Below are 18,891 nucleotides of genomic sequence, written 5' to 3'. Positions count from 1 at the left end.
CGACGGTGCGGGGGTGGGGACCGCACCGTCGCCGAGGTTGAGCAGCGGGTCGCCCTGGCCGACGCGGACGCCGTCCCGCGTCGCCGCGACCGCCCGGCCGGACGCGGCGACCCGCAGCGTCCAGCCGCCGATCCGCAACCCGTCGAGCGCCGCGGGCCGCCCGCCCGACAGCACCCCGAACACCACGGACGCGGGCCCGGCGGCCTGCCCGGTCGAGCACGGCAGGCCGCGCCCGGTCGTCCCGAGGTAGGCGCCCGTCCGGACCGCGCCGCCGTCCTTCACCGCGGCCGGCGCGGTCAGCCGGGAGAACGTCGACGCGAGCCCGTTGGGGTGGATCAGCAGCAGCATCGCGTGCCCGGACGTCCGGCTGCACAGCCGGTAGAGGCGGCCGGGCCCGGGTGCCAGGACCCGGCCGTCCCCTCCCGCGAACGCGATCGCCCTCGGGTCGCCGGCGGGCCGCACCGTCCACGACTTCCCGGGACCCCAGGGCAGCTCCAGCCCGGTGGCCGCCCCGCTCACGGCGGCCTTCCCGTAGCGGGCGAGGAGCGCGCGTTCGCCGTCCGGCACGACGTCGGACGGGGCGTGCTTCGCGAACGCCGCGAAGGTCGGCGCGCCGGTCACCGACACCTGCCAGCCCGTCGTGAGGCGGCGGGCGATGAACAGCGACGCGTCGGGCGGCGCGTCCACGCCGTCCGGCGGCGCGATGACCGACGAGCCGAACGCCCAGCCCTTCGCGGCGTCCGACCGGGACAGCAGCACGGTCGGAGCCTTCGGCGCGCGCCCGCCGAACTCGCGGCGCGCGATCGTCGAGCGCTGGCGGAGCACCGCGGTGCGCACCGTCCGGACCAGCGGGGCGGTCTTCGCGGTCGTCTCCGCGGGCTTGGAGCCCCGCGACGCGTGCGCCGGGCGGGTCCGCTGGGACGCGGGCTCGGGCGCCGCCGCCGGGCGGCCCCGCGGCGCCTGCGTCGCCTGGGCCACCACGGCGCACAGCACCAGCAGGACGGCGCCCGCGCCGGCGCCGCCGAGCCGCACGATGCGGTTGGCCAGCGGCAGTACGGATCCGCCGCCGGACCGCGGTGGGGACATCACCCCGCCAGAGTCGCGGCTCACCCGATAAGGCGGCGCTTCGGACGGGTTAAGAGTCGGCTAAGGCGCGTGATCCCCATCGCGCGGCGGGACGCTGTCGCGCGGTGGGACGCCGAAACGGACCATCACCCGCGCGCCCCCGGCCGGTGACTCGCCGAGCTGGAGGCTGCCGTGGCTCGCCTCCGCCGTCCGCCGCACGATGTCCAGCCCGAGGCCCGTCGACGACGCGGTGCTGACCCCGCGCCGCAGCAGATGCCGGCCGCCGAAACCGGGGCCCGCGTCGTCCACCGTCAGGTACACCGCGCCGCTGCGCGCCTCCAGCGCCACGCCCATCGCGCCGCCCTCGGGCGTGTGCGCGAAGACGTTCCCGAGCAGCGCGTCCAGGCACGCCGACAGGTCCTCCGCGCGCACACGGACCAGCAGCGGTCCCGACGGGATGCGCAGGTCCATCCGCCGGTCCTGCTCGTCGGCCAGCACCGACCAGAAGCGCACCCGCTCCGCCACGACCGCGGTCGCGTCGGTGCACGGCGCCTCCGCCCGCACCGGCCGCCGCGTCGTGTTGATCAGCTCGGTGACGGTCCGCTCCAGCACGTCGACCTGCTCGCCGATCCGGCCCGCCTCCGCCGGGTCCCGCAGCGTCTCCGCCTCCAGCCGCAGCACCGTCAGCGGCGTGCGGAGCCGGTGCGACAGGTCCGCGGCCTGCTCCCGCTCCCGCGACAGCAGCGCGCCGATCTGCCCCGCCAGCTCGTTCAGCCCCACCGTCACGTCGCGGATCTCCGGCGGCCCGCCCGGCTCGACCCGCGCGTCCAGGTCCCCGGTGGAGATGCCCTTCGCCAGCGCCGCCAGCTTCGTGATCCGCCGCACCAGCGACCGCGCCAGCCGGTCCGCCACCAGCACGCTCACCGCCAGCAGGCCCGCCGCGAGCCCCGCCAGGATCGCCCACGCCCGGCCGACGCCCGCGAACATCTGCCGGTCCGTGACGAACGCGCGGATCACCGCCGTCCCGCCGCGGCCGCCGAGCACCGCCACGAGGATCTCCCGCCCGCCCGGCGTGTCCACCGTCAGGCTCCGGCCCCGCTCCGCGAGCCGCACCCCGGCGTCCCGCTCGGCGGGCGCGCCGCTGAACCGCCCGTCCGGCCACAGCACCGTCATCGGGTAGCCGCTCGACGCCGTCTGCTGCAGCGCCACCTCGACCGTCGCGCGGTCGCCCGCCGCCACCACCGGCGCCAGCGCCTGCGCCCGCACGTTCGCCGCCGCCAGCGTCCGCGTCCGCGCCACGTCCCGCACCAGCAGCGACAGCGGGACGAGGAACGCCACCAGCACCAGCACCACCGTCGACGCCACCAGCAGCGTGATGTGCCGCCTCACGACGGGTCGACGATCTTGATGCCGGACCCGCGCACCGACCGCAGGTACCGCGGCCGCGACGCCGACTCGCCCAGCTTGCGCCGCAGCCACGCCACGTGCACGTCGATCGTCTTGTTCGCCCCGCCGAGCGGCACGTGCCACACCTCGGTGAGCAGCTCCCGCTTCGACACCACCTGCCCCGGCCGCGACGCCAGGTAGAGCAGCAGGTCGAACTCCTTCGGCGACAGCTCCAGCGGCCGCCCGTCCAGCGACGCCTCCCGCGCCGCCGCGTTCATCCGCAGCCCGCCCACCCGCACCTCCCGGGCCGCGCCGCCGGGGTCCTCCGCCCGCCGCAGCACCGCCCGGACCCGCGCGTCCAGCTGCCCCGCCCCGAACGGCTTCACCAGGTAGTCGTCCGCGCCCGCGTTCAGGATCCGCTCGATCTCGCGCTCGTCGTCGCGGGCCGTCGCCACGATCACCGGGACGGAGCTGACCGCGCGCAGCATCCGCAGCACCTCCGCGCCGTCCAGGTCGGGCAGCCCGAGATCGAGGATCACCAGGTCCGGCCGGGCGCTCACCGCCCGCCGGATGCCGTCCATGCCCGTGGGCGCCGACGCGACCGCGTGCCCGCGCTCGCCCAGCGCGCGGACGAGCCTGCTGCGCACCTCGGCGTCGTCTTCCACCAGCAACAGTTGCGCCACGGCGCCACGCTAGACCGGGAACGCTGCCGGAAAAGGTCCTATAGACGCCTTAAGGGCTGCTTAGCCGAACCTTAGCCATGAATGTGGAACAGTTCGCGCATGTCCAAGCACAGCGCGCTCGCCGCCACGGTGTGGTCGGCGGCCGCGGTGCTCGGAGTCGGCGCCGGCATGGCCGCGATATCCGCCGTCGGCACCGGCATCACCGAACGCGGCGTCAAGCCGATGACGCCCGGCGAGGTGGACGCCGCGCTCGCCGTCCCGGCCACCCCGCCGGGCCCGCCGCCGTCCGCCGCGCCCTCGCCGTCCGCGCCGCCGCGGCGCGACCCGCCCCGTCCCGGCCCGACCGTCACCGTCACCCGCCAGATCACCACCGCCATCACCAACCTGGCCTCCGAGGCCGGGGACATCGTCGCCCGCTGCGACCACGGAGCCGCCTTCCTCGTCTCCTGGACGCCCGCGCAGAACTTCAGCGTCGGCGCGAGCAACCGCACGCCCCCAGGGGCCGTCTTCGTCCGGTTCCAGTCGTCCACCCGGTTCGTCACGATGACCGTCACCTGCCGCGCGGACCGCCCGTCCGCCGCCGTCAGCGTGGACCGACGCGACGGGGACCCCCGCTCCCAGTACCCCCATCGCCATTTCCCCGGCAGGGGCTAGCGAGGCCCCCGACTCGCTAGCCCCTGCGCTCCCCTCCCGGTGACGCGGATCACCCCGCGCCTCATGTCACGTTCCCGGCGGAAGGCCCCGTCTAGGTGGTCGATCGCAATGAGAACGGCCCAGGAGGACGACATGAGCGCGCAGATCCTGCTCACAGGCGGCACCGGCACCCTCGGCGGGCACGTCCTGCCCCTGCTGCGGGACGCCGGGCGCGACGTCCGGGTGCTCAGCCGCCGCGTGCACGAGAGCACCGCCGGCGTCGAGTACGTGACCGGCGACCTCCTCAAGGACGAGGGCGTCGAGGCGGCGGTGGACGGCGTCGAGACTGTCCTGCACCTCGCGGGCGGTGCCAAGGGAGACGACGAGGCGACCCGCAACCTCGCCCGGGCCGCCGCGCGCGCGGGCGTGCGGCACGTCGTCCTGATCTCGGTCATCGGCGCGGACCGCGTCCCGATCGGCTACCTGCGCACGCAGCTGCGCGCCGAGGAGGCCCTGATCGAGTCGGGCGTGCCGTGGACGATCCTGCGCGCCGCCCAGTTCCACGACCTGGTGTTCACGATGGCGCGGAAGATGGCGAAGCTGCCGGTCGTCCCGAAGCCGGGCGGCCTGCGCTTCCAGCCGGTCGACTCGCGCGAGGTGGCCGCCCGCCTGGTGGAGCTGGCGCTCGGCGGCCCCGCGGGCCGCGTGCCCGACCTCGCCGGCCCGAAGGTGTACCGGATCGACGAGCTCGTCCGCGGCTACCTGGACGCGGCGGGCAAGCGCCGGCCGATGCTGCCCGTCCGCGTGCCCGGCAAGGCCGGCCGCGCCTACCGCGACGCCGCGAACCTCTCGCTGGAAAACGCCGACAAGGGCGCCCTGACGTGGGAGGACTACCTGGCCGCCCACGTCGGCTAGGCGTCCGCTCCCCGCTCGCGCCAGAGGTCGGCGAACAGCTCGTGCAGCGGGACGGGCGGCAGGACGAACCGGTACGCGCCGTAGTGGTAGGCGTGCGCGCCGCGCGCCCTGTAGGCGTCGTACTTCGCCGACTCCAGCGGCAGCCCCGGCGCGTCGATCACACGCCACCTTCCGGGGAGGAAGACCGAACGCCCGGCGCGGGCGCGCTTGTCCCGCTCGACCAGCCCGGCGGCGGCGAGGCCGTCCTGCGCGGCCCTGTGCCGGGACGCGTCCCAGCGGTTCCACCGCCGGACGTTCCGGTCCGTGGGCTGGGGCAGGGCGAGCAACTGGAGGTAGAGCGCGGCGGCGTCCTCGTCCAGGCCGAGCACGCCGGCGACCTCCTCCACCAGGGCGGGGACGCTCAGGACGGGGTTCGCCTCGTACTCGCCGGGCGGGACGGGCGTGCACGCCGACCGCTCGACGATCCGGTGCAGGCCGCCGCCGGCCCGCAGGACCTCGATGTCGCGGATGTCCTCCCGCAGTCGCGCCAGGCCCCTGGCCGCGCACAGCCGCTCCATCTCCGCGTACAGGTCGTCGTCGGCGAGCGCGGCCGGGCGCAGGTAGTACTCGTCGAAGTCGGAGACGCGGTTCTCGTCCTTCCAGGGCGTGTACATCAGCAGCCCGTTGTCGTGGATGACCGGCGGCTCCAGCCCTTCGTCGGCCTCCACCGGGAAGGTGCCGGGGCCGAGCGCGGTCTCCGGGTCCTTCAGCGGGGTGCGGCCCCACAGCGGCACCACCAGATCCGGCGCGTCCAGCCGGGCCCGCAGCAGCTCGTACAGCTCCGCCGCCCCGGCGGCGGCCGCGTCGCCGACGGGACGCTCGGTCAGCGCCCACGCCACCCTGGCCGCCGCCCTGGTGTACACGTCGGGCAGGCCGGACGTCGCGTACACGCCCGGCCTGCCGGTGTCGATGCGCAGCGCGGCCCCGCCCCGGAACCCGCTCTTCGCGAACCGGGCCCGGCAGCGCAGGTCCTCGGCCAGCGCGGTCGCGGTCGACGGGTCGGCCAGCGTGGCCGCCTCCGCGTCGCCCTGGACGAGCCTGGCCTCCAACTCGGCCGCCGCCTCCTCCGCCACCGGGGCCCTCACGCCGACGAGGTCCGCCCACACCTCCGCCATGCCCTCGGCGGCGCGGACGGTCCCGCGCCTGTCCCACAGCGTCGCGGGGTCGTCCGGCAGCCCGGCCGCCAGCAGCCGCAGCCGGTCGCCGTGGGCGAAGCCGTGCACCAGCTCCCGGGTCTCCCGGTAGAACGCCGTCCCGATCTTGTACGGGGCGCCGCGGTACGTCTTCTCCTCGTCGACGTAGGGGCTCATCGGCAGCCCGGTCAGCAGCAGCGCGGCGTGCGCGTGCCGCGCGCCGGTCCGGGCCGCGAACGCGGCGACGGCTTCCTTGTCGAGCTTCAGGTGGCCGTGCTCGGCGAACGCGTCCAGCAGCCGGGCCAGCCGGGCCGCGTCGTCGGAGGCGATCGCGACGGTCTCGACGTCCTCCGCGCCCGCCGGCGCCGGGGCGTCCTCCGGCTGGACGAACCGGTAGGCGGCGTCCGGGTCCAGAGCGCGCAGGTCGCGCAGCGCGCCGGACGCGTCGCCGGTGACGAGCGTCCGCCCCGCCTCGCGGAGCGGCGCCAGCGCCGCGCCGGGCGCGGTCCCGCGCCGCCACCGGCCCGGCCGCGCGAACGGGCTCCGCGCCCATTCCCGCAGCAGCACGACGCCCGCGTCCCGCAGCGGCTCCGGCAGCGGGCGGCCCACGAGCCGCCACGCCACCGCGCCGATGCTCCCGAGCAGCGGCGCCCAGTCGAGGGGCCGCTCCGGGACGCTGTCGGCGCGGCCCCGCTCGCCGACCTCGCCGCGCAGGTACGCTCCGGCCGCGGCGATCGAGGTGACCATGGCCGGCTGGTCGGACGGCTTCTCGCGCGGGTGCCCGTCCGTCCGGGCGTGGAGCAGCCCCCACAGCAGCTCGTACAGGTCGGCGTCGCGCGCGTCGCCCACCGGTTCGACGCGCACGCCGGAGCGCCGGAACGCGACCCGTTCGCGGATCGTCCCGCGGTGCCGCTGGATGCGCCCTGCCCACTGCACGGTGGCGGTGACGCCGTCCGCGATCCGCGGGTCGGTGACGTCCGGGAGCACCGCCCGGACGTCGGCGCCTCCGAGCAGTTCCTCGACGGCCTCCCGCGTCACGTCCCGCAGCGCTCGCGAGGAGGGCTCGTCACGCGGGACGAAGCGGTCCCAGAACGCGGTCGGCGGCACGAACGGGTGCCCGCCGGCGTCCGGACGTCTCGCGGGGGAGTGCGCGACCGTCCAGAGCACCGCCCCGTCGGATCCGGCCCGACCGCGCAGCAGCCCGTCCCGCTCCACCGCGACGACAACGTCCTCGGCCGCGCCGGGCATCCTGACGGTGACGTCCGGCCCCGCGAGGTCCTCCGTACCGGGGTCCTGCGGTGCGAGCACCTCGCCGGGACGGTCCGCCCAGTACCCGCGCCCGTGCGGCCCGTACCACGAGCCGCGCCACGCCACCAGGAACCGGCCGTCGACATGGCAGACGCGCAGGTCGTGCACCTTCTCGTCCTGCGGGACGGTGTACGTGCACGTCCCGAGCCGCCCCTCCCGGTCGAACGCCACCGCGCGCCCGTTCCCGAACACGGTCAGCACGCCCCGGACGGACGTGACCCCGTCGAGGCGGCCGATCTCCTCCAGTGCCGCGTCGTAGACCGGCCACCCCAGCTCCGCCGGGATTCCGGTGCGCAGCGTCCGCAGCAGCGGCTCCACGACGTCGACGGCGGCGAGCTCGTCGGCGGCGCCCTCCAGGGCGGCCGAGGTGCGCACGTCGAGGAGCCTGTCCAGCTCCGCGATGGCCTCCTCCGCCTTCGGCAGCCCCGCGCCCGCCGACCGCTCCACCAGTTCATGGATCCGCGCCAGGACGTGCCGCCGCAGGTCGGCGCTCTCCGGCAGCGCGCTGACCGCCGTGCCGCCCTGCCTCGCCAGGCCCGCGCCGTGCTCCTCCAGCAGCTTGCCGAGGACGGGGTGGGCGGCCAGCGCCCGCAGGTCCCGGCGAGGCCGGTCGCCCGCGATCTGCGGCCTGTAGTCCCCCGCCTCCAGCTCGATCCCCTCCGCGAGGCACGCGTCGGCGAGGTCGGCGTCCATGTAGCCGAACCCGACCCGGCCGTGCAGCAGCAGCGGGCGCCCCTCCGCCGCGATGCGCGGCGCGATCCGCGGCAGCAGGTCGTACAGCTCGTCCGGCAGTGCCTGGCGGCTCTTCGCCCTGCGGCGGAGCAGGCCGGGCTCGCTGTAGTGCCACGAGTACCGCTCCAGCCACGCTCCGAGCGACCCGCACGGGACGATCCGCCCGTCCGCCATCGCGTCGAGCGCGCGCGCCGCCGCGAGCATCCGCAGCCACCCGCCGCTGTCCCCGGCCAGCGGGAACAGCTCCGCCATCCCGCGCAGCGCCGCGTCCTCCAGCTGCCGGCCCTGGAAGACCTTCGCGGCCGCCTTCAGCACGGCGCCCGGCACCACCGGTCCGAAGACCGCGCCGGCCATCCTCCTCTTCGGCGGCGCCGGGTCCGAGGCGGCCGACGCCGCCAGGACGTTCCCGAGCACGCGCGCCTCCTCGTCCGCGCCGAGGCCCGCGGCCCGCGCCGAGTCCCGCACCTGCCCGTGCAGGTCGGCCGGCAGCTTCGCGCCCCCGCCCGCCACCGCGCACGCGAACCGGGCGAACTCCGCGTGCGCCTCGCCCGGCGGCAGCTCCCCGGCGAGCCACCGCCGCTGCTCCGCGATCCGCGCCCCGTCGAACACCCCGTACCGCGCGAACAGCAGGTCGTCCGCCACCCGGTACGCGACGCCGGGCCCGCCGAACCGCGCGCCCGCCGCACGGGCGCTGCTGTGGGCCTCCTCCGCCTGCCGCGGGTGGCCCTCGCACAGCAGGTGCCCGAGGGTGTCGAGGTACCAGGCCAGATGCGCCGGAGGCAGTTCGCGGCGCCGCTCCCTGACGAACTCGCCGATCTCCTGGCCGGGGCGCATCCCCCCGACGAACCGGCGCAGGGCGTCCATCCGCTCCCGCGCCGTCGCGGCCTCGGCGGGATCGTTGGCCCGCACCCATTCCACGTACACGTTCGAGGACGGCGCATCGGCGGGCGGCATGATCGGCATGCCCGACAGGGTGCCGTCCCGCGCCGACATTCCGCCGCCATTCCGGATGATCGCCGCGAAGGCGTCACGCCGCCGGATCCCGGCGCAGGAGGACCAGCACGGACACCCCCGCCGCCAGGGCGGTCGTGGCGAGCTGGCACGCGATCCCGGTGCCGAGGCGCGCCGTCCCGCCGGGGACGAACAGGTGCGTCCAGTCCTGCCAGTAGTGCACCGGCAGGACGACCTGGACGGCGCGCAGCACCGGCGACCCGTTCAGGATGCTCGCCGCGACCACGAACCCGACGGCCGCGCCGAGCGCCTCGGCGCCGCGCGGCAGCAGCAGCCCCAGCGCGAACGCGATCCCGGCGATGCTGAGCATGCACAGCAGCGTGTAGCCGGACGCCGCGAGCACCCGCCCGATCGCGTCCCCCGTGGACAGGTCGGCCGCGCCGATGACGCGGAACGGGTGCCAGCCGAACAGCGCCAGCCCGGCGCCGACGCCTCCGGCCAGCACGAACAGCGTCGCTGCCGCGGTGACGATCGCGACGGCGCCGAGCTTGCCCGCCAGCAGCCGCCCCCGGCCGACCGGCGCCACGTACAGGTACCGCAGCGTCCCCCAGTCCCGGTCGGACGAGCCGATCGCGCTCGCCAGCAGCGCCACGACGACCGGCAGCAGCAACGGGCCGACGAACTCGAGGCTCGCCATCGCGTGGTTGAGCGCGGAGAACGGCGACGCGCCGTACAACCCGCCCTGGTCGCCGTTGCGGTGCCCGGCATGCGACGCGGTCGCCAGCCCGGCGATGACCGGCACGGCCGCCAGGCACGCCAGCGCCACCAGCGTCCGGATCCGCAGCAACTGGGTCCTCAGCTCAACGCGCAGCACGCTCGCCCTCCCCTTCGGTCATCGTCAGGAACGCCTCCTCCAGCGACCGGTCCGCCCGGGTCACCGACATGACGCCCACACCCGCCGTGACCAGCGCCTGCACGAGTTCCGCCGGCGGCGTCCCCGGCGCGGTCACGACCAGATGCCCGTCCCGCACGGCGACCGACGCGACGCTCCGCGCCTCCCGCAGCACGGCCGCGGCCCGCCCGGTGTCGTCCACCTCGACGCGGTAGGCGTCCTCGCCGCCGAGCAGCTCGTCCAGCGGGCCCGACGCGACGAGCCGCCCCCGGTTCATCACCACGGCGTGCGTCGCGAGCTGCTGCACCTCCGCCAGCTGATGGCTCGACACCAGCACCGCCGCGCCGCCCCGCGCCAGCTCCCCGAGCCGCTCGCGCAGCGCCCGCACCTCCGCCGGGTCCAGGCCGTTCGCCGGTTCGTCGAGGATCAGCACGTCCGGCGCGCGCATCAGCGCCTGCGCCAGCATCAGCCGCTGCTTCATCCCCATCGAGTAGCCCTTGACCTTCCGGTTCACCGCCGCGCCCAGGCCCGCGAGGTCGAGCGCGTCGTCCAGCGCGGGCGGCGGCCACTCCCGTCCCGTCGCCGCCCACAGCAGCCTGAGGTTCGCCGTTCCGGACAGGTGCGGGACGAACGCCGGGCCGTCGATGAGCACCCCCACCCGCCGCAGCACCGGGGCGCCGAGCCGGACCGGCTCGCCGAGGATCCTCGCCTCGCCCTCGTCCGGCCGGGACAGCCCGACCAGCATCCGGATGGTCGAGGTCTTGCCCGCCCCGTTCGGCCCGAGCAGCGCGCAGACCTGCCCGGCCCCGACCGTGAAGCCGAGCCCGCGCACCGCCTGCCGCCGCCCGTACCGCTTGGACAGCCCGCTCGCACCGATCACCGCTGCCATTGCCTCCCCTTCGTCATGAGCAGCACCCCGGCGACGGCCGTGGTGGCCGCCCCGGCCCCGAGCGTGAGGGCGGCGGCGTCCGCCACCGACGTCACCGTCCCCGGCCAGAGCGCGTCGCGGAACGCCACCGCGAGCTGGACCGCGACGCACCCCGCCACGACCGACGCCTCGCCGGCGCGCCGCGTCCACGGCCGCTCCGGACGCGCGACGAACCCGGCGACCGCGTTGGCGATCAGGCAGAACGCCAGGTGGGACGTGAACTCGACGGCGAGCACCCACGCGATGAGCGCCGGGTCCGTCCAGTGCTCGCCGACGACCATCGCGCCGACGATCCCCACCGCGGCGAGCGCGCTGGCCAGCACGAACACGCTCATCGCGTGCCTGCGCACCCAGTCGGCGGCGCCCGGCGCGGCCCATCGCCGCACCACCGGCGTCCGGCTCGCGACCAGCAGGACGTCCCCGAGCCAGTCGTGCCGCCACCGCACCCGGGGGCCCCGGCACCGCGCCAGCATCACCGCCACGACCGCCGCGCACACCGACGTCACGGCGAGCCCGCCGACCAGGACCCACGTCCACGCGCCCCACGACCGCCGCACCGCCCCGACGGCGGCCCACTCGAACGCCAGCGCGATCCCGACGAGCGCGGTCATCGCCCCCGCCGCCCGCACCGTCTGGCGCTCCCGGTCGGCGCCGCCCGGCGCCCGCCACGCGAGCAGCCGCAACGCGATCACCGCGGCGAGCATCGGCACCGCGAACTGGGCCAGCGACACGGCCACGTCGTAGGGGTCGTCCTGCCACGGGCTCTCCGCCCGGACCGCCTTGTCCTGCGTGGCGAACACCGTCAGCGCCTCGAAAAGGCAGGCCAGGGCGAGGCCCGCCAGCACGGCCCGCAGCCGTTCCGTCCGTTCCATGGCCGCCATAGTACGCGTCTCGTACTACGTGGCAAGTAGCATCGTGTCTCGTACTAGACTCGGGAGCGTGCACAGCAACGACGCCCAGATGCTCGTCCTGACCGTCCTCGCCGAGGGACCCCTGCACGGCTACGCCATCAACACCGCGATCGAGGAGCTCACCGGCCGCAAGCTCGGCCCCGGCAGCCTCTACGGCGCGCTGTCCCGCCTCGAGGCCCGCGAGCTGATCCGCCCGTCCGACGACGCGTCCGACGCCCGCCACCGCACCATGCGCATCACCGACGCCGGCCGCGCCGCGCTCCGCGTCGAGCTGGAGCAGATGGCCCGCGTCTCCCAGGCCGGCCTCCGCGCCCTGGGCCCGGCATGAGGGCGTCCGCGCTCTACCCGCCGCCCGTCCGCGAACGCTGGGGCGCCGAGATCGACGGCGCGCTCCGCGACGCCGGCCCGCGCGCCTGGCCCGACACCCTCGCCGGCGCCGCCCGCCTCTGGCTGCACCCCACCGACTGGCCCGAGTCCGGCACCGGGCAGACCCGCCGCACCGTCGCCGTCGCCCTCTTCGCGGTCCTCGCCCTGTCGACGCTGCTCCTGCGCGCCGTGCAGCCGTCCAGCACCCTGACCGCCGACCCGGCCCACCCCGCGACCAGCCTCTGGCTCGCCCCGGTCCTCCTCGGTGCCGCCCTCGCCGCCCCGCTCCCGCCCCTCTTCCGCCGGACGGTCCTCCGCGACCTGGCCGTCCAGGCCGTCCGCACCCTCGCGGCCCCCGGCCTGGCCGTCCTCGCCATGCTCCTCATCGCCCGGACCGGCGCGCTGAAGCACCCGCCCGCACCCCTCGACGCGGCCCTGTTCGCCTACTACTGGGCGACCCTCGCCTTTACCGCCTACCGCCTCTGCATCCTCATCGCCCGCGCCGCCCGCACCGCCGCGCTCCCCTCCACCCGCCGCCTGACCGCCGCCCTCGCCCTCACCGGCACCGGCCTCGCCGCCGCCGCGGCCCAGAGCGCCACGACCGCCGTCCCCGCGACCCTCGCCCTGACCGCCCTGGCCCTCCCGACCCTCCTCACCGCCCACGACCTCGCCAAATCCGCCGGGACGCCTTTCGGCCGCCTTTAGCCGCGGCCTTCCTCACCATCCGGCGGAGACCGGACTCCGGGAAATCCTCGCCTCTCCGGTTACCCCCGGGACATATTCCGGTTCGGATCGGACCTCACCGTTCTCCTCACCGCGTCCAAAAGAAGGAGCCGGCGACAGCGGAGGGGAACGATGACACAGACCTCGAACCATTCCGACCGGCAGTCCGGGGCCGGGGACGAGTCCTTCGAGACCTACGCCTGGCGCGTCCACCAGGCCCTGCACGACTGGACCGCCAAGGTCGACGCGAAAGCCTCCGTCGTCCTCACCCTCGAAACGGCGATCCTCGGCATGATCGTGGTCTTCGCGCAGTCCGGAAAGCGGCTGCGGCACCTGTCCGGCCTCGAGACCTGGACCTTCGGCATCGGCGTCGCCCTCCTGGTCGGCGCCATCGTGCTCGCCGGAGCCGCCGTCTTCCCGCAGCTGAACCGCCTGGAGGCGCGGAGGAACTGGCGGCGCGGCTACGTCTACTTCGGCCACCTGCGCCGCTGGGACCCGGCCGAACTCGTCACCGCGCTCGAACACGGCGTCGGCCGGCGCAACCGCCTCGTGCTCAGCACGCAGCTGGTCGCCCTGTCCAAGATCGTCTGGCGCAAGCACTCGTTCCTGCAGTACTCCATGGTCACGGTGATCCTCGGCAACATCGGCGTCTGGCTCCCGCTCCTGCTCTCCTGAGCCGGGAGCCGCACGACGCGCCGATCGGAGCCCGCGCGCGCCCTCGGCGGACTACTGGGTCTCGGTGATGCGGACGGCGGCCTGGCCGGAGAAGCGGACGCTGGCGTTGTGCGGCGCGGCCTGCACCCACTGGTCGAACCCGTCGAGCGAGCACTTCATGACGTCGGGCGGGGTGGGGGAGCCGTCGGGGCAGGTGCCGCCGGCGACGTACAGGACGGTGTCGTCGGCGGTGAAGAAGGCGACGTTGCCGACGAGGAACTTGCCCGGGGCCAGGTAGCGCAGCCGCCCCCACTTGGTGGTGATCTGCTGGCCGCCCTGCGGCGCGGGCGGAGTGTGCTGGACGACGGGGGCGCCCTGACCGCCCGGGCCCTGCGGGGTGGAGGCGCCCGGAGCGGACGGCGTGGACGGCGCGCCCGGCGTGGACGTGCCGCCCGGTGTCGAGCTCTCGCTCGGCGCGGGCGAGGAGCCGTTGGGCGTGGAGGCCGGCGCCGCCGCGGTCTTGCCGCCGCCGTTGCCGCCGCAGGCCGTCAGGCCGAGCGCCAGTGCCGCCGCCACTCCGGTGATCACGATCTTCCGCATGGGTCGCCGCTCCCTCTCTCGGTGCGCGGCCTTCGTGGTCGCGCTGTGCAGGGTGAGATGCGGACCCGTCCCCGCGGGGTTGGTGCGCCCGGACGTGATCAATCCGACCCGCTGCGGCCCGAACCCGCGCCCCGCCGCGGGCGTCTGGATGTCCAGAGAGCGCACAGAAGTTCACGCATCCCCGGAATCTTTTCCGAGGATGCGCGAGCGGCCTCCACCGCCGTGGACCCGCCCACCCCGCAGCAAGCCTCGCGTCTTGCACATTGCTTCCGATCGACCCTTTTCGGGCGACTCCGTATAGGTCATATCTTCTCAAGGTCAAGCTCCGAGGTATGCCGTCTTGAGGGCGGCCCCGGAAGGGCAGGAAGGCAGCCGGAGAAAGGGAAGAACGGTGCCGGTGGGAGCGCCGGAAGGGGAACCGCGATGCCGTCCGATGACGCCGAGCTGCCGACGCCGGACTTCACCTTCGACGCCGACGCGCCGGGCGCCTGCGTCGCGGGGATCAGGCCGTACCGCTGCGGCTCCTACCGCCTGGAGCCGAAGACGGTGTCCGGCAGGTTCGTCGTCCACAACTACGGCCACGGCGGTGCCGGCATCACGCTGAGCTGGGGATGCGCGGCCAAGGTGCGGGACCTCGTCCAGGCGCGGATCGCCACGTCGCACGAGACGGAGGTCGCGGTGCTCGGCGCGGGCGTCATGGGCCTGACGGCGGCGACGCGCCTGCTCGACCTCGGCCTCACCGTCACGATCTACGCCGACCGCATGTTCGCCGCCACCACGTCCCATAAGGCCGGCGGCCAATGGGCGCTGTCATTGGTCGAATACCAGGGCAAGGACAGCGAGCTCAAGGACATCCTCACCACGGCGTACACGACCTTCAAGTGCAGCATCGGCCAGGGCTTCGGCGTGTCCGAGCGCCCCAATTACGCCTCGAAGAAGACCCACAACCTGGAGGAGGTGCTGCGTATCGCGCCCTCCTTGATCCCGCCCCGGGTGGACCTTCCGCGGATGCCGTTCCACGAGCACCACAACCCGGGGCACCTGTACCAGACCCTGCTGATCGAACCGCCGACCTTCCTGAAACGGCTGGCGGACGACCTGAACAGGCGCGGGGCCCGTTTCGTGCAGTGCAAGTTCACCGACCAGGCGCACGTGTTCAGCACGGTGACGCAGAAGGTCATCGTCAACTGCACCGGCTACGGCGCGAAGAAGCTCTGGAACGACACGGCCATGCACCCCATCCGCGGCGACCTGGCGATGCTGCGGCACCAACCGAACCTGCAGTACCTCTACAGCCAGAACGGCTACATGTTCCCGCGCAGCGACCACGTCGTCATCGGCGGGAACTTCGACTGCACCGAGAACGAGCAACCGAGCAAGGCGGAGTGCAAGAAGCTCGTGAGAGCGATCGCCATGAACTTCGGCCTGGCACCGCCGATGGCGATTCCCGAGAACTTCATCCAGCATCCGCGGATCACCGAGTGGCTGAGGCAGCGCCGCCTGGCCCCCGCGGACACGCCCTGCGTCCCGCCCTGCAACCCGGTATGACCTCCACCGTCGCCGACTACGTCCTGAGGCGCCTCGCCGAGCAGCACGTGGACACGCTGTTCGGCGTCCCCGCCGCCTACTGCTCGGACCTCTTCGACGCGGCCGGCGCGCACGCCATCAGGACCGTGGTCACGGCGAGCGATCTCGAAGCCGGGTACGCGGCCGACGGGTACGCGCGCGCGAAGGGCCTCGGCGCCGCCGCGGTCGCCTACGGCGTCGGCACGCTCAGCATGATCAACGCGATCGCCGGGGCTTACGTCGAACGCAGCCCGGTCGTCGTCGTCAACGGCGGACCGAGCCCCCACAGCCTCGACAACCTGAAGAACCTCGACATCGTCTTCTCCCATTCGATCGGCCGCCCCGACACCGACCTGAGCGCCTACGCACTCGTCACCGCGAGCGCGGCCCGGGCCGTCACCGCAGCCGACGTGCCGGCCGTGGTCGACAACGCGATCGCGACCGCCCTCAAGCGGAAACGGCCGGTCTACATCGAGATCAACCTGGACCTCTGGGACAAGCCCTGCCCGGCGCCGTCCGGACCGCTCCCCCTCACCGACCCGCCGGCCGGCACCGAGAAGCAGCTCGCGGCCACGATCGTCGGCCTCATCCGTGCCGCGAACTCGCCGCTCGTCCTGCTCGGCACGGAGATCCAGCGGTACGGCCTCGCCGACAAGGCCGCCGACCTGATCGCCAAGCTCGGAACGCGCTGGTCGACCGCCCTGCTCGCCAAGTCGGTCCTGCCCGAGCAGGGCAACGGCTGGGTGGGGGTCTACGACCCGCCGCACTCGGCCCCGGCCGCCGCGCACGCCGTCCGGGACGCCGACCTGCTCGTGATGCTCGGCTGCGTCCTCCCCAACGGCTACGCACCGCTCGTGACCAGCGGCATAGGACGCATCGTCACCGCCTACGACGGCAAGGTGAGGATCAAGGGAGCCCCCAAACAGAACGCTCAGCTCACCACTCTCGTAACGGAACTCGTCACCGAAGCGGCGAAGGCGCCGCCCCGCCCCGTCCCCGCCGGCGTGCGACCCCCCGCACCCGCCCCGGCCACCGGCGCACTGACCTACCGCCAGGTCTACGAACGCGTCGGCGCCGCCCTGGACGAGTCCTGGCTCGTCATCTCCGACACCCTCCTCGGCGTCGTCTCGGCCGCGAACCTGCCCGTGAAGGGCCGGGACGCGTTCATGTGCAGCGGCGTCTGGGCCTCCATCGGCCATTCCGTCGCCGCCGCCGTCGGCGCCTCGTTCGGCTCGTCCCGCCGCCCCCTGGTCATCTGCGGCGACGGCGGTTTCCACATGACGGCACAAGCACTGTCCACCATGGCGCGCTACGAGCGCGACCCGGTCGTCATCGTGATCGACAACGGCATCTACGCGTACGAGCAGTTCCTCCTCGACAAGTCCTACTTCACCGACCCCAACGCCCAGCCGAAGCCGTACGTCACCCTCAACCGCTGGGACTACACCAAATTCGCGAACGCCCTGGGCGTCCAATCCACCCACACGGCCACCACCGCCACAGCCCTAGACGCAGCCCTGACCACCGCGAAAACCTCCACCACCGCGACCCTGATCATCGCCCAAACCAACCCCCACAACCTCCCCCAAGAACTCCCCTAACCCCCGCCACCTAACAACCACCCCGACCAAACAGAATCAAAACCCGCGCGCACCCCCCAGACGCCCACGTAAGCGAGACAATCTCGCCCCCTCATCGCCCCTTCAGAAGGCGCAATCAATTGGCGACTAGACCAGCAGCCCGACAGAATTTTCCACCCTCCAACAGCAAGATTTTGAACCCACGACAACTTAGTCCCGAACTCCAAATCATGCCCTTTTGGGGGTCATGCAGGTAAAGGCGATCCGCGTTAAAATCCCAGGTAGACGGCCTGCGGCGGTGTCAGCCATTCACGGACAAGGATGGCCCGTCCGCCACCGTCCACGGACAAATCACGGACGGATGATCATGGAGGATCGCGCCTTGGGATACGCGAAGAAGCGCAAGGGCAACAACGGAAAGTACCGCTACACGGCCTGCTACATCGACATCAGAGGTCGACTGCGGTCAGCCGGGACATACTCGAATAAAAAGGACGCCGACAAGGCATGGCAGCGAGCGGAGGTCGAAGTCTCCAGAGGCCGCACGGGAGACCCCGGCCGAGGAAGGCAACGCTTCAAGGACTACGTGGAGGAGACCTGGCTCCCGAACCACCAGGTCGAGGCCACCACCCGTGAGGGCTACACGTACGCGATCTACAGGAACATCATGTCGACGTTCGGCTCGATGCGGATGATCGACATCCTCCCCGAGCACGTCCGCGCGTGGATCACGGCCCTCAAGAACCAGGGCATGAAGCCGGTGAGCATCCGCCACAACAAGATCATCCTCAGCGCCATCTTCACCACGGCGATGGACGACCAGGTCACCTTCATCCACCCCTGCCGCGGAGTACGCACGCCCCCGGTCGTCCGCAAGCCCCTCGAGATCATCACCCCCGAGCAGTTCGACGACGTCTACCACGCACTCCCCGAGGGCGCCTTCCGGCTCCTCGCCGAAACCGAGATCGAGAGCGGCCTCCGCTGGGGCGAGCTCAGCGAGCTGCGCGTGAAGGACCTCAATCTCAGGTCCCGCATCCTCACGGTCAGCCGCACGGTCGTCGAGCTGAACCCGAAGTTCCACCCGGAAGGCCGCCACTTCCTCGTCAAGGACTACCCGAAGAACAAGGAGTACCGCCGCTTCAAGCTCAGCACCCAGATCACCGAGAAGCTAGAGGAGCACATCCGAGCAGCCAACCTGACCCAAGACGACCTCCTCTTCCAGATGCCACCCCAGGACAAGCCCCGAGCCCGCATCACCGAGATCCCAGACCCGGCCACCCTCGGCCGCACGGAACCGAACGAGAAGGGCCGCACCTACAACCACGGCACCCTCAGCGGGTACACCGCCGGCCGCTGCCGCTGCGACTACTGCCGGGGCTGCTTCACCCTCTACCGAGCCGCCCGCCGCGCGAACGGCAAGGACAATCCGCGCCCCCGACGCGTCCGCGAGACCGACGGCCACATCCCGAACGACTGGTTCCGCCGCAAGATCTGGTACCCCGCCCTGGCCGCCGCCGGCCTCAACTTCAGACCCACCATGCGCGACCTACGCCACGCCCATGCCTCCTGGCTCCTCAACGGCGGCGCCGACCTCCAGGTAGTCAAAGAACGCCTTGGCCACGCCTCCATAGCCACAACGGAGCGCTACCTACACACCCTCCCCGACGCCGACGAAACCGCCCTAGAGGCCCTCGCCAAAACCCGCAGCCGCTCAACCACCCGATAGCCGAGAGTGAGCGAGGAGGGCCGGGTTATCCGGCCCACCACGCGCACGACATAAAGGGAAACCCGACCACCAACAAGGGGGCGATGCGGTGACACGAACG

Annotated in this window: 16 protein-coding genes; 8 read left to right on the top strand and 8 right to left on the bottom strand. The window is 73.7% G+C overall.

All coding sequences use genetic code 11. The features are described from left to right. The 3 genes from ABZ914_RS10905 to ABZ914_RS10895 form a co-directional block, all read right to left on the bottom strand. Positions 1-1,089, bottom strand: a 1,089-nt coding sequence (locus tag ABZ914_RS10905) for a hypothetical protein (protein WP_500192811.1), incomplete at its 3' end; no start/stop codon positions are given. 57 nt (positions 1,090-1,146) lie between these two features. Continuing rightward, on the bottom strand, positions 1,147-2,454 hold the full coding sequence (locus ABZ914_RS10900) for a sensor histidine kinase (RefSeq protein ID WP_500192810.1): 1,308 nt from the start codon (positions 2,452-2,454) through the stop codon (positions 1,147-1,149). Next, positions 2,451-3,134, bottom strand: a complete 684-nt coding sequence (locus tag ABZ914_RS10895; protein ID WP_190855993.1) for a response regulator — start codon at positions 3,132-3,134, stop codon at positions 2,451-2,453. Before ABZ914_RS10895 ends, ABZ914_RS10900 begins: the two co-directional genes overlap by 4 nt. Before the next feature lie 99 nt (positions 3,135-3,233). On the opposite strand from ABZ914_RS10895, the gene ABZ914_RS10890 reads away from it, so the two are divergent. Beyond that, positions 3,234-3,788, top strand: coding sequence for a hypothetical protein (locus ABZ914_RS10890; protein WP_500192809.1), 555 nt, complete (start codon positions 3,234-3,236; stop codon positions 3,786-3,788). Between the two features lie 132 nt (positions 3,789-3,920). After that, positions 3,921-4,682 (top strand): SDR family oxidoreductase, encoded by a 762-nt coding sequence (locus ABZ914_RS10885; protein WP_500192808.1) that lies wholly within the window; start codon positions 3,921-3,923, stop codon positions 4,680-4,682. On the opposite strand, the gene ABZ914_RS10880 is transcribed toward ABZ914_RS10885, so the two are convergent. Genes ABZ914_RS10880 through ABZ914_RS10865 form a run of 4 tightly spaced genes read right to left on the bottom strand, consistent with a single transcriptional unit; the run spans position 4,679 to position 11,537 of the window. Further along, positions 4,679-8,887, bottom strand: a complete 4,209-nt coding sequence (locus ABZ914_RS10880; protein WP_500192807.1) for a hypothetical protein — start codon at positions 8,885-8,887, stop codon at positions 4,679-4,681. The genes ABZ914_RS10885 and ABZ914_RS10880 overlap by 4 nt on opposite strands. A 34-nt stretch (positions 8,888-8,921) precedes the next feature. Continuing rightward, positions 8,922-9,719, bottom strand: coding sequence for an ABC transporter permease (locus ABZ914_RS10875; RefSeq protein ID WP_500192806.1), 798 nt, complete (start codon positions 9,717-9,719; stop codon positions 8,922-8,924). Further along, positions 9,706-10,626, bottom strand: coding sequence for an ABC transporter ATP-binding protein (locus ABZ914_RS10870; RefSeq protein WP_500192805.1), 921 nt, complete (start codon positions 10,624-10,626; stop codon positions 9,706-9,708). The genes ABZ914_RS10875 and ABZ914_RS10870 overlap by 14 nt, the downstream gene beginning before the upstream one ends. Beyond that, positions 10,614-11,537, bottom strand: coding sequence for a hypothetical protein (locus tag ABZ914_RS10865; protein WP_500192804.1), 924 nt, complete (start codon positions 11,535-11,537; stop codon positions 10,614-10,616). Before ABZ914_RS10865 ends, ABZ914_RS10870 begins: the two co-directional genes overlap by 13 nt. A gap of 67 nt (positions 11,538-11,604) precedes the next feature. Between ABZ914_RS10865 and ABZ914_RS10860 the strand changes: the two genes are divergently transcribed. The 3 genes from ABZ914_RS10860 to ABZ914_RS10850 all read left to right on the top strand — a co-directional run bounded on the left by ABZ914_RS10860 (position 11,605) and on the right by ABZ914_RS10850 (position 13,340). After that, positions 11,605-11,904 (top strand): helix-turn-helix transcriptional regulator, encoded by a 300-nt coding sequence (locus ABZ914_RS10860; protein ID WP_190855998.1) that lies wholly within the window; start codon positions 11,605-11,607, stop codon positions 11,902-11,904. Continuing rightward, entirely contained in the window at positions 11,901-12,647 is a 747-nt protein-coding gene (locus ABZ914_RS10855) for a hypothetical protein (protein WP_500192803.1), read from the top strand. Before ABZ914_RS10860 ends, ABZ914_RS10855 begins: the two co-directional genes overlap by 4 nt. Before the next feature lie 150 nt (positions 12,648-12,797). After that, positions 12,798-13,340: a Pycsar system effector family protein gene (locus ABZ914_RS10850; RefSeq protein WP_433242728.1), complete on the top strand. Its 543-nt coding sequence runs from the start codon at positions 12,798-12,800 to the stop codon at positions 13,338-13,340. Between the two features lie 51 nt (positions 13,341-13,391). Here ABZ914_RS10850 and ABZ914_RS10845 read toward each other — a convergent pair whose 3' ends face one another. Beyond that, positions 13,392-13,919, bottom strand: a complete 528-nt coding sequence (locus ABZ914_RS10845) for a hypothetical protein (RefSeq protein WP_500192802.1) — start codon at positions 13,917-13,919, stop codon at positions 13,392-13,394. A 423-nt stretch (positions 13,920-14,342) separates the two neighbouring features. Between ABZ914_RS10845 and ABZ914_RS10840 the strand changes: the two genes are divergently transcribed. From ABZ914_RS10840 to ABZ914_RS10830, 3 genes are all read left to right on the top strand, one after another. Further along, positions 14,343-15,467 carry an FAD-dependent oxidoreductase gene (locus ABZ914_RS10840; protein ID WP_500192801.1) on the top strand — a complete coding sequence of 375 codons (1,125 nt, stop codon included), beginning with the start codon at positions 14,343-14,345 and terminating at the stop codon, positions 15,465-15,467. Further along, the gene (locus ABZ914_RS10835; protein WP_500192800.1) at positions 15,464-17,086 is read left to right on the top strand and encodes a thiamine pyrophosphate-binding protein; all 1,623 of its coding nucleotides are present in this window, start codon (positions 15,464-15,466) and stop codon (positions 17,084-17,086) included. The genes ABZ914_RS10840 and ABZ914_RS10835 overlap by 4 nt, the downstream gene beginning before the upstream one ends. Positions 17,087-17,426: 340 nt before the next feature. Further along, a complete protein-coding gene (locus ABZ914_RS10830; protein WP_500192799.1) occupies positions 17,427-18,791 on the top strand; it encodes a tyrosine-type recombinase/integrase in 1,365 nt (454 codons plus the stop codon). Positions 18,792-18,891 lie beyond the last annotated feature (100 nt).

The sequence above is a fragment of the Spirillospora sp. NPDC046719 genome (genome assembly GCF_040645715.1).
GTDB lineage: Bacteria > Actinomycetota > Actinomycetes > Streptosporangiales > Streptosporangiaceae > Spirillospora.
Note: the sequence above shows the minus strand (reverse complement) of the source record. Positions and strands in the feature narration are given on the sequence as shown.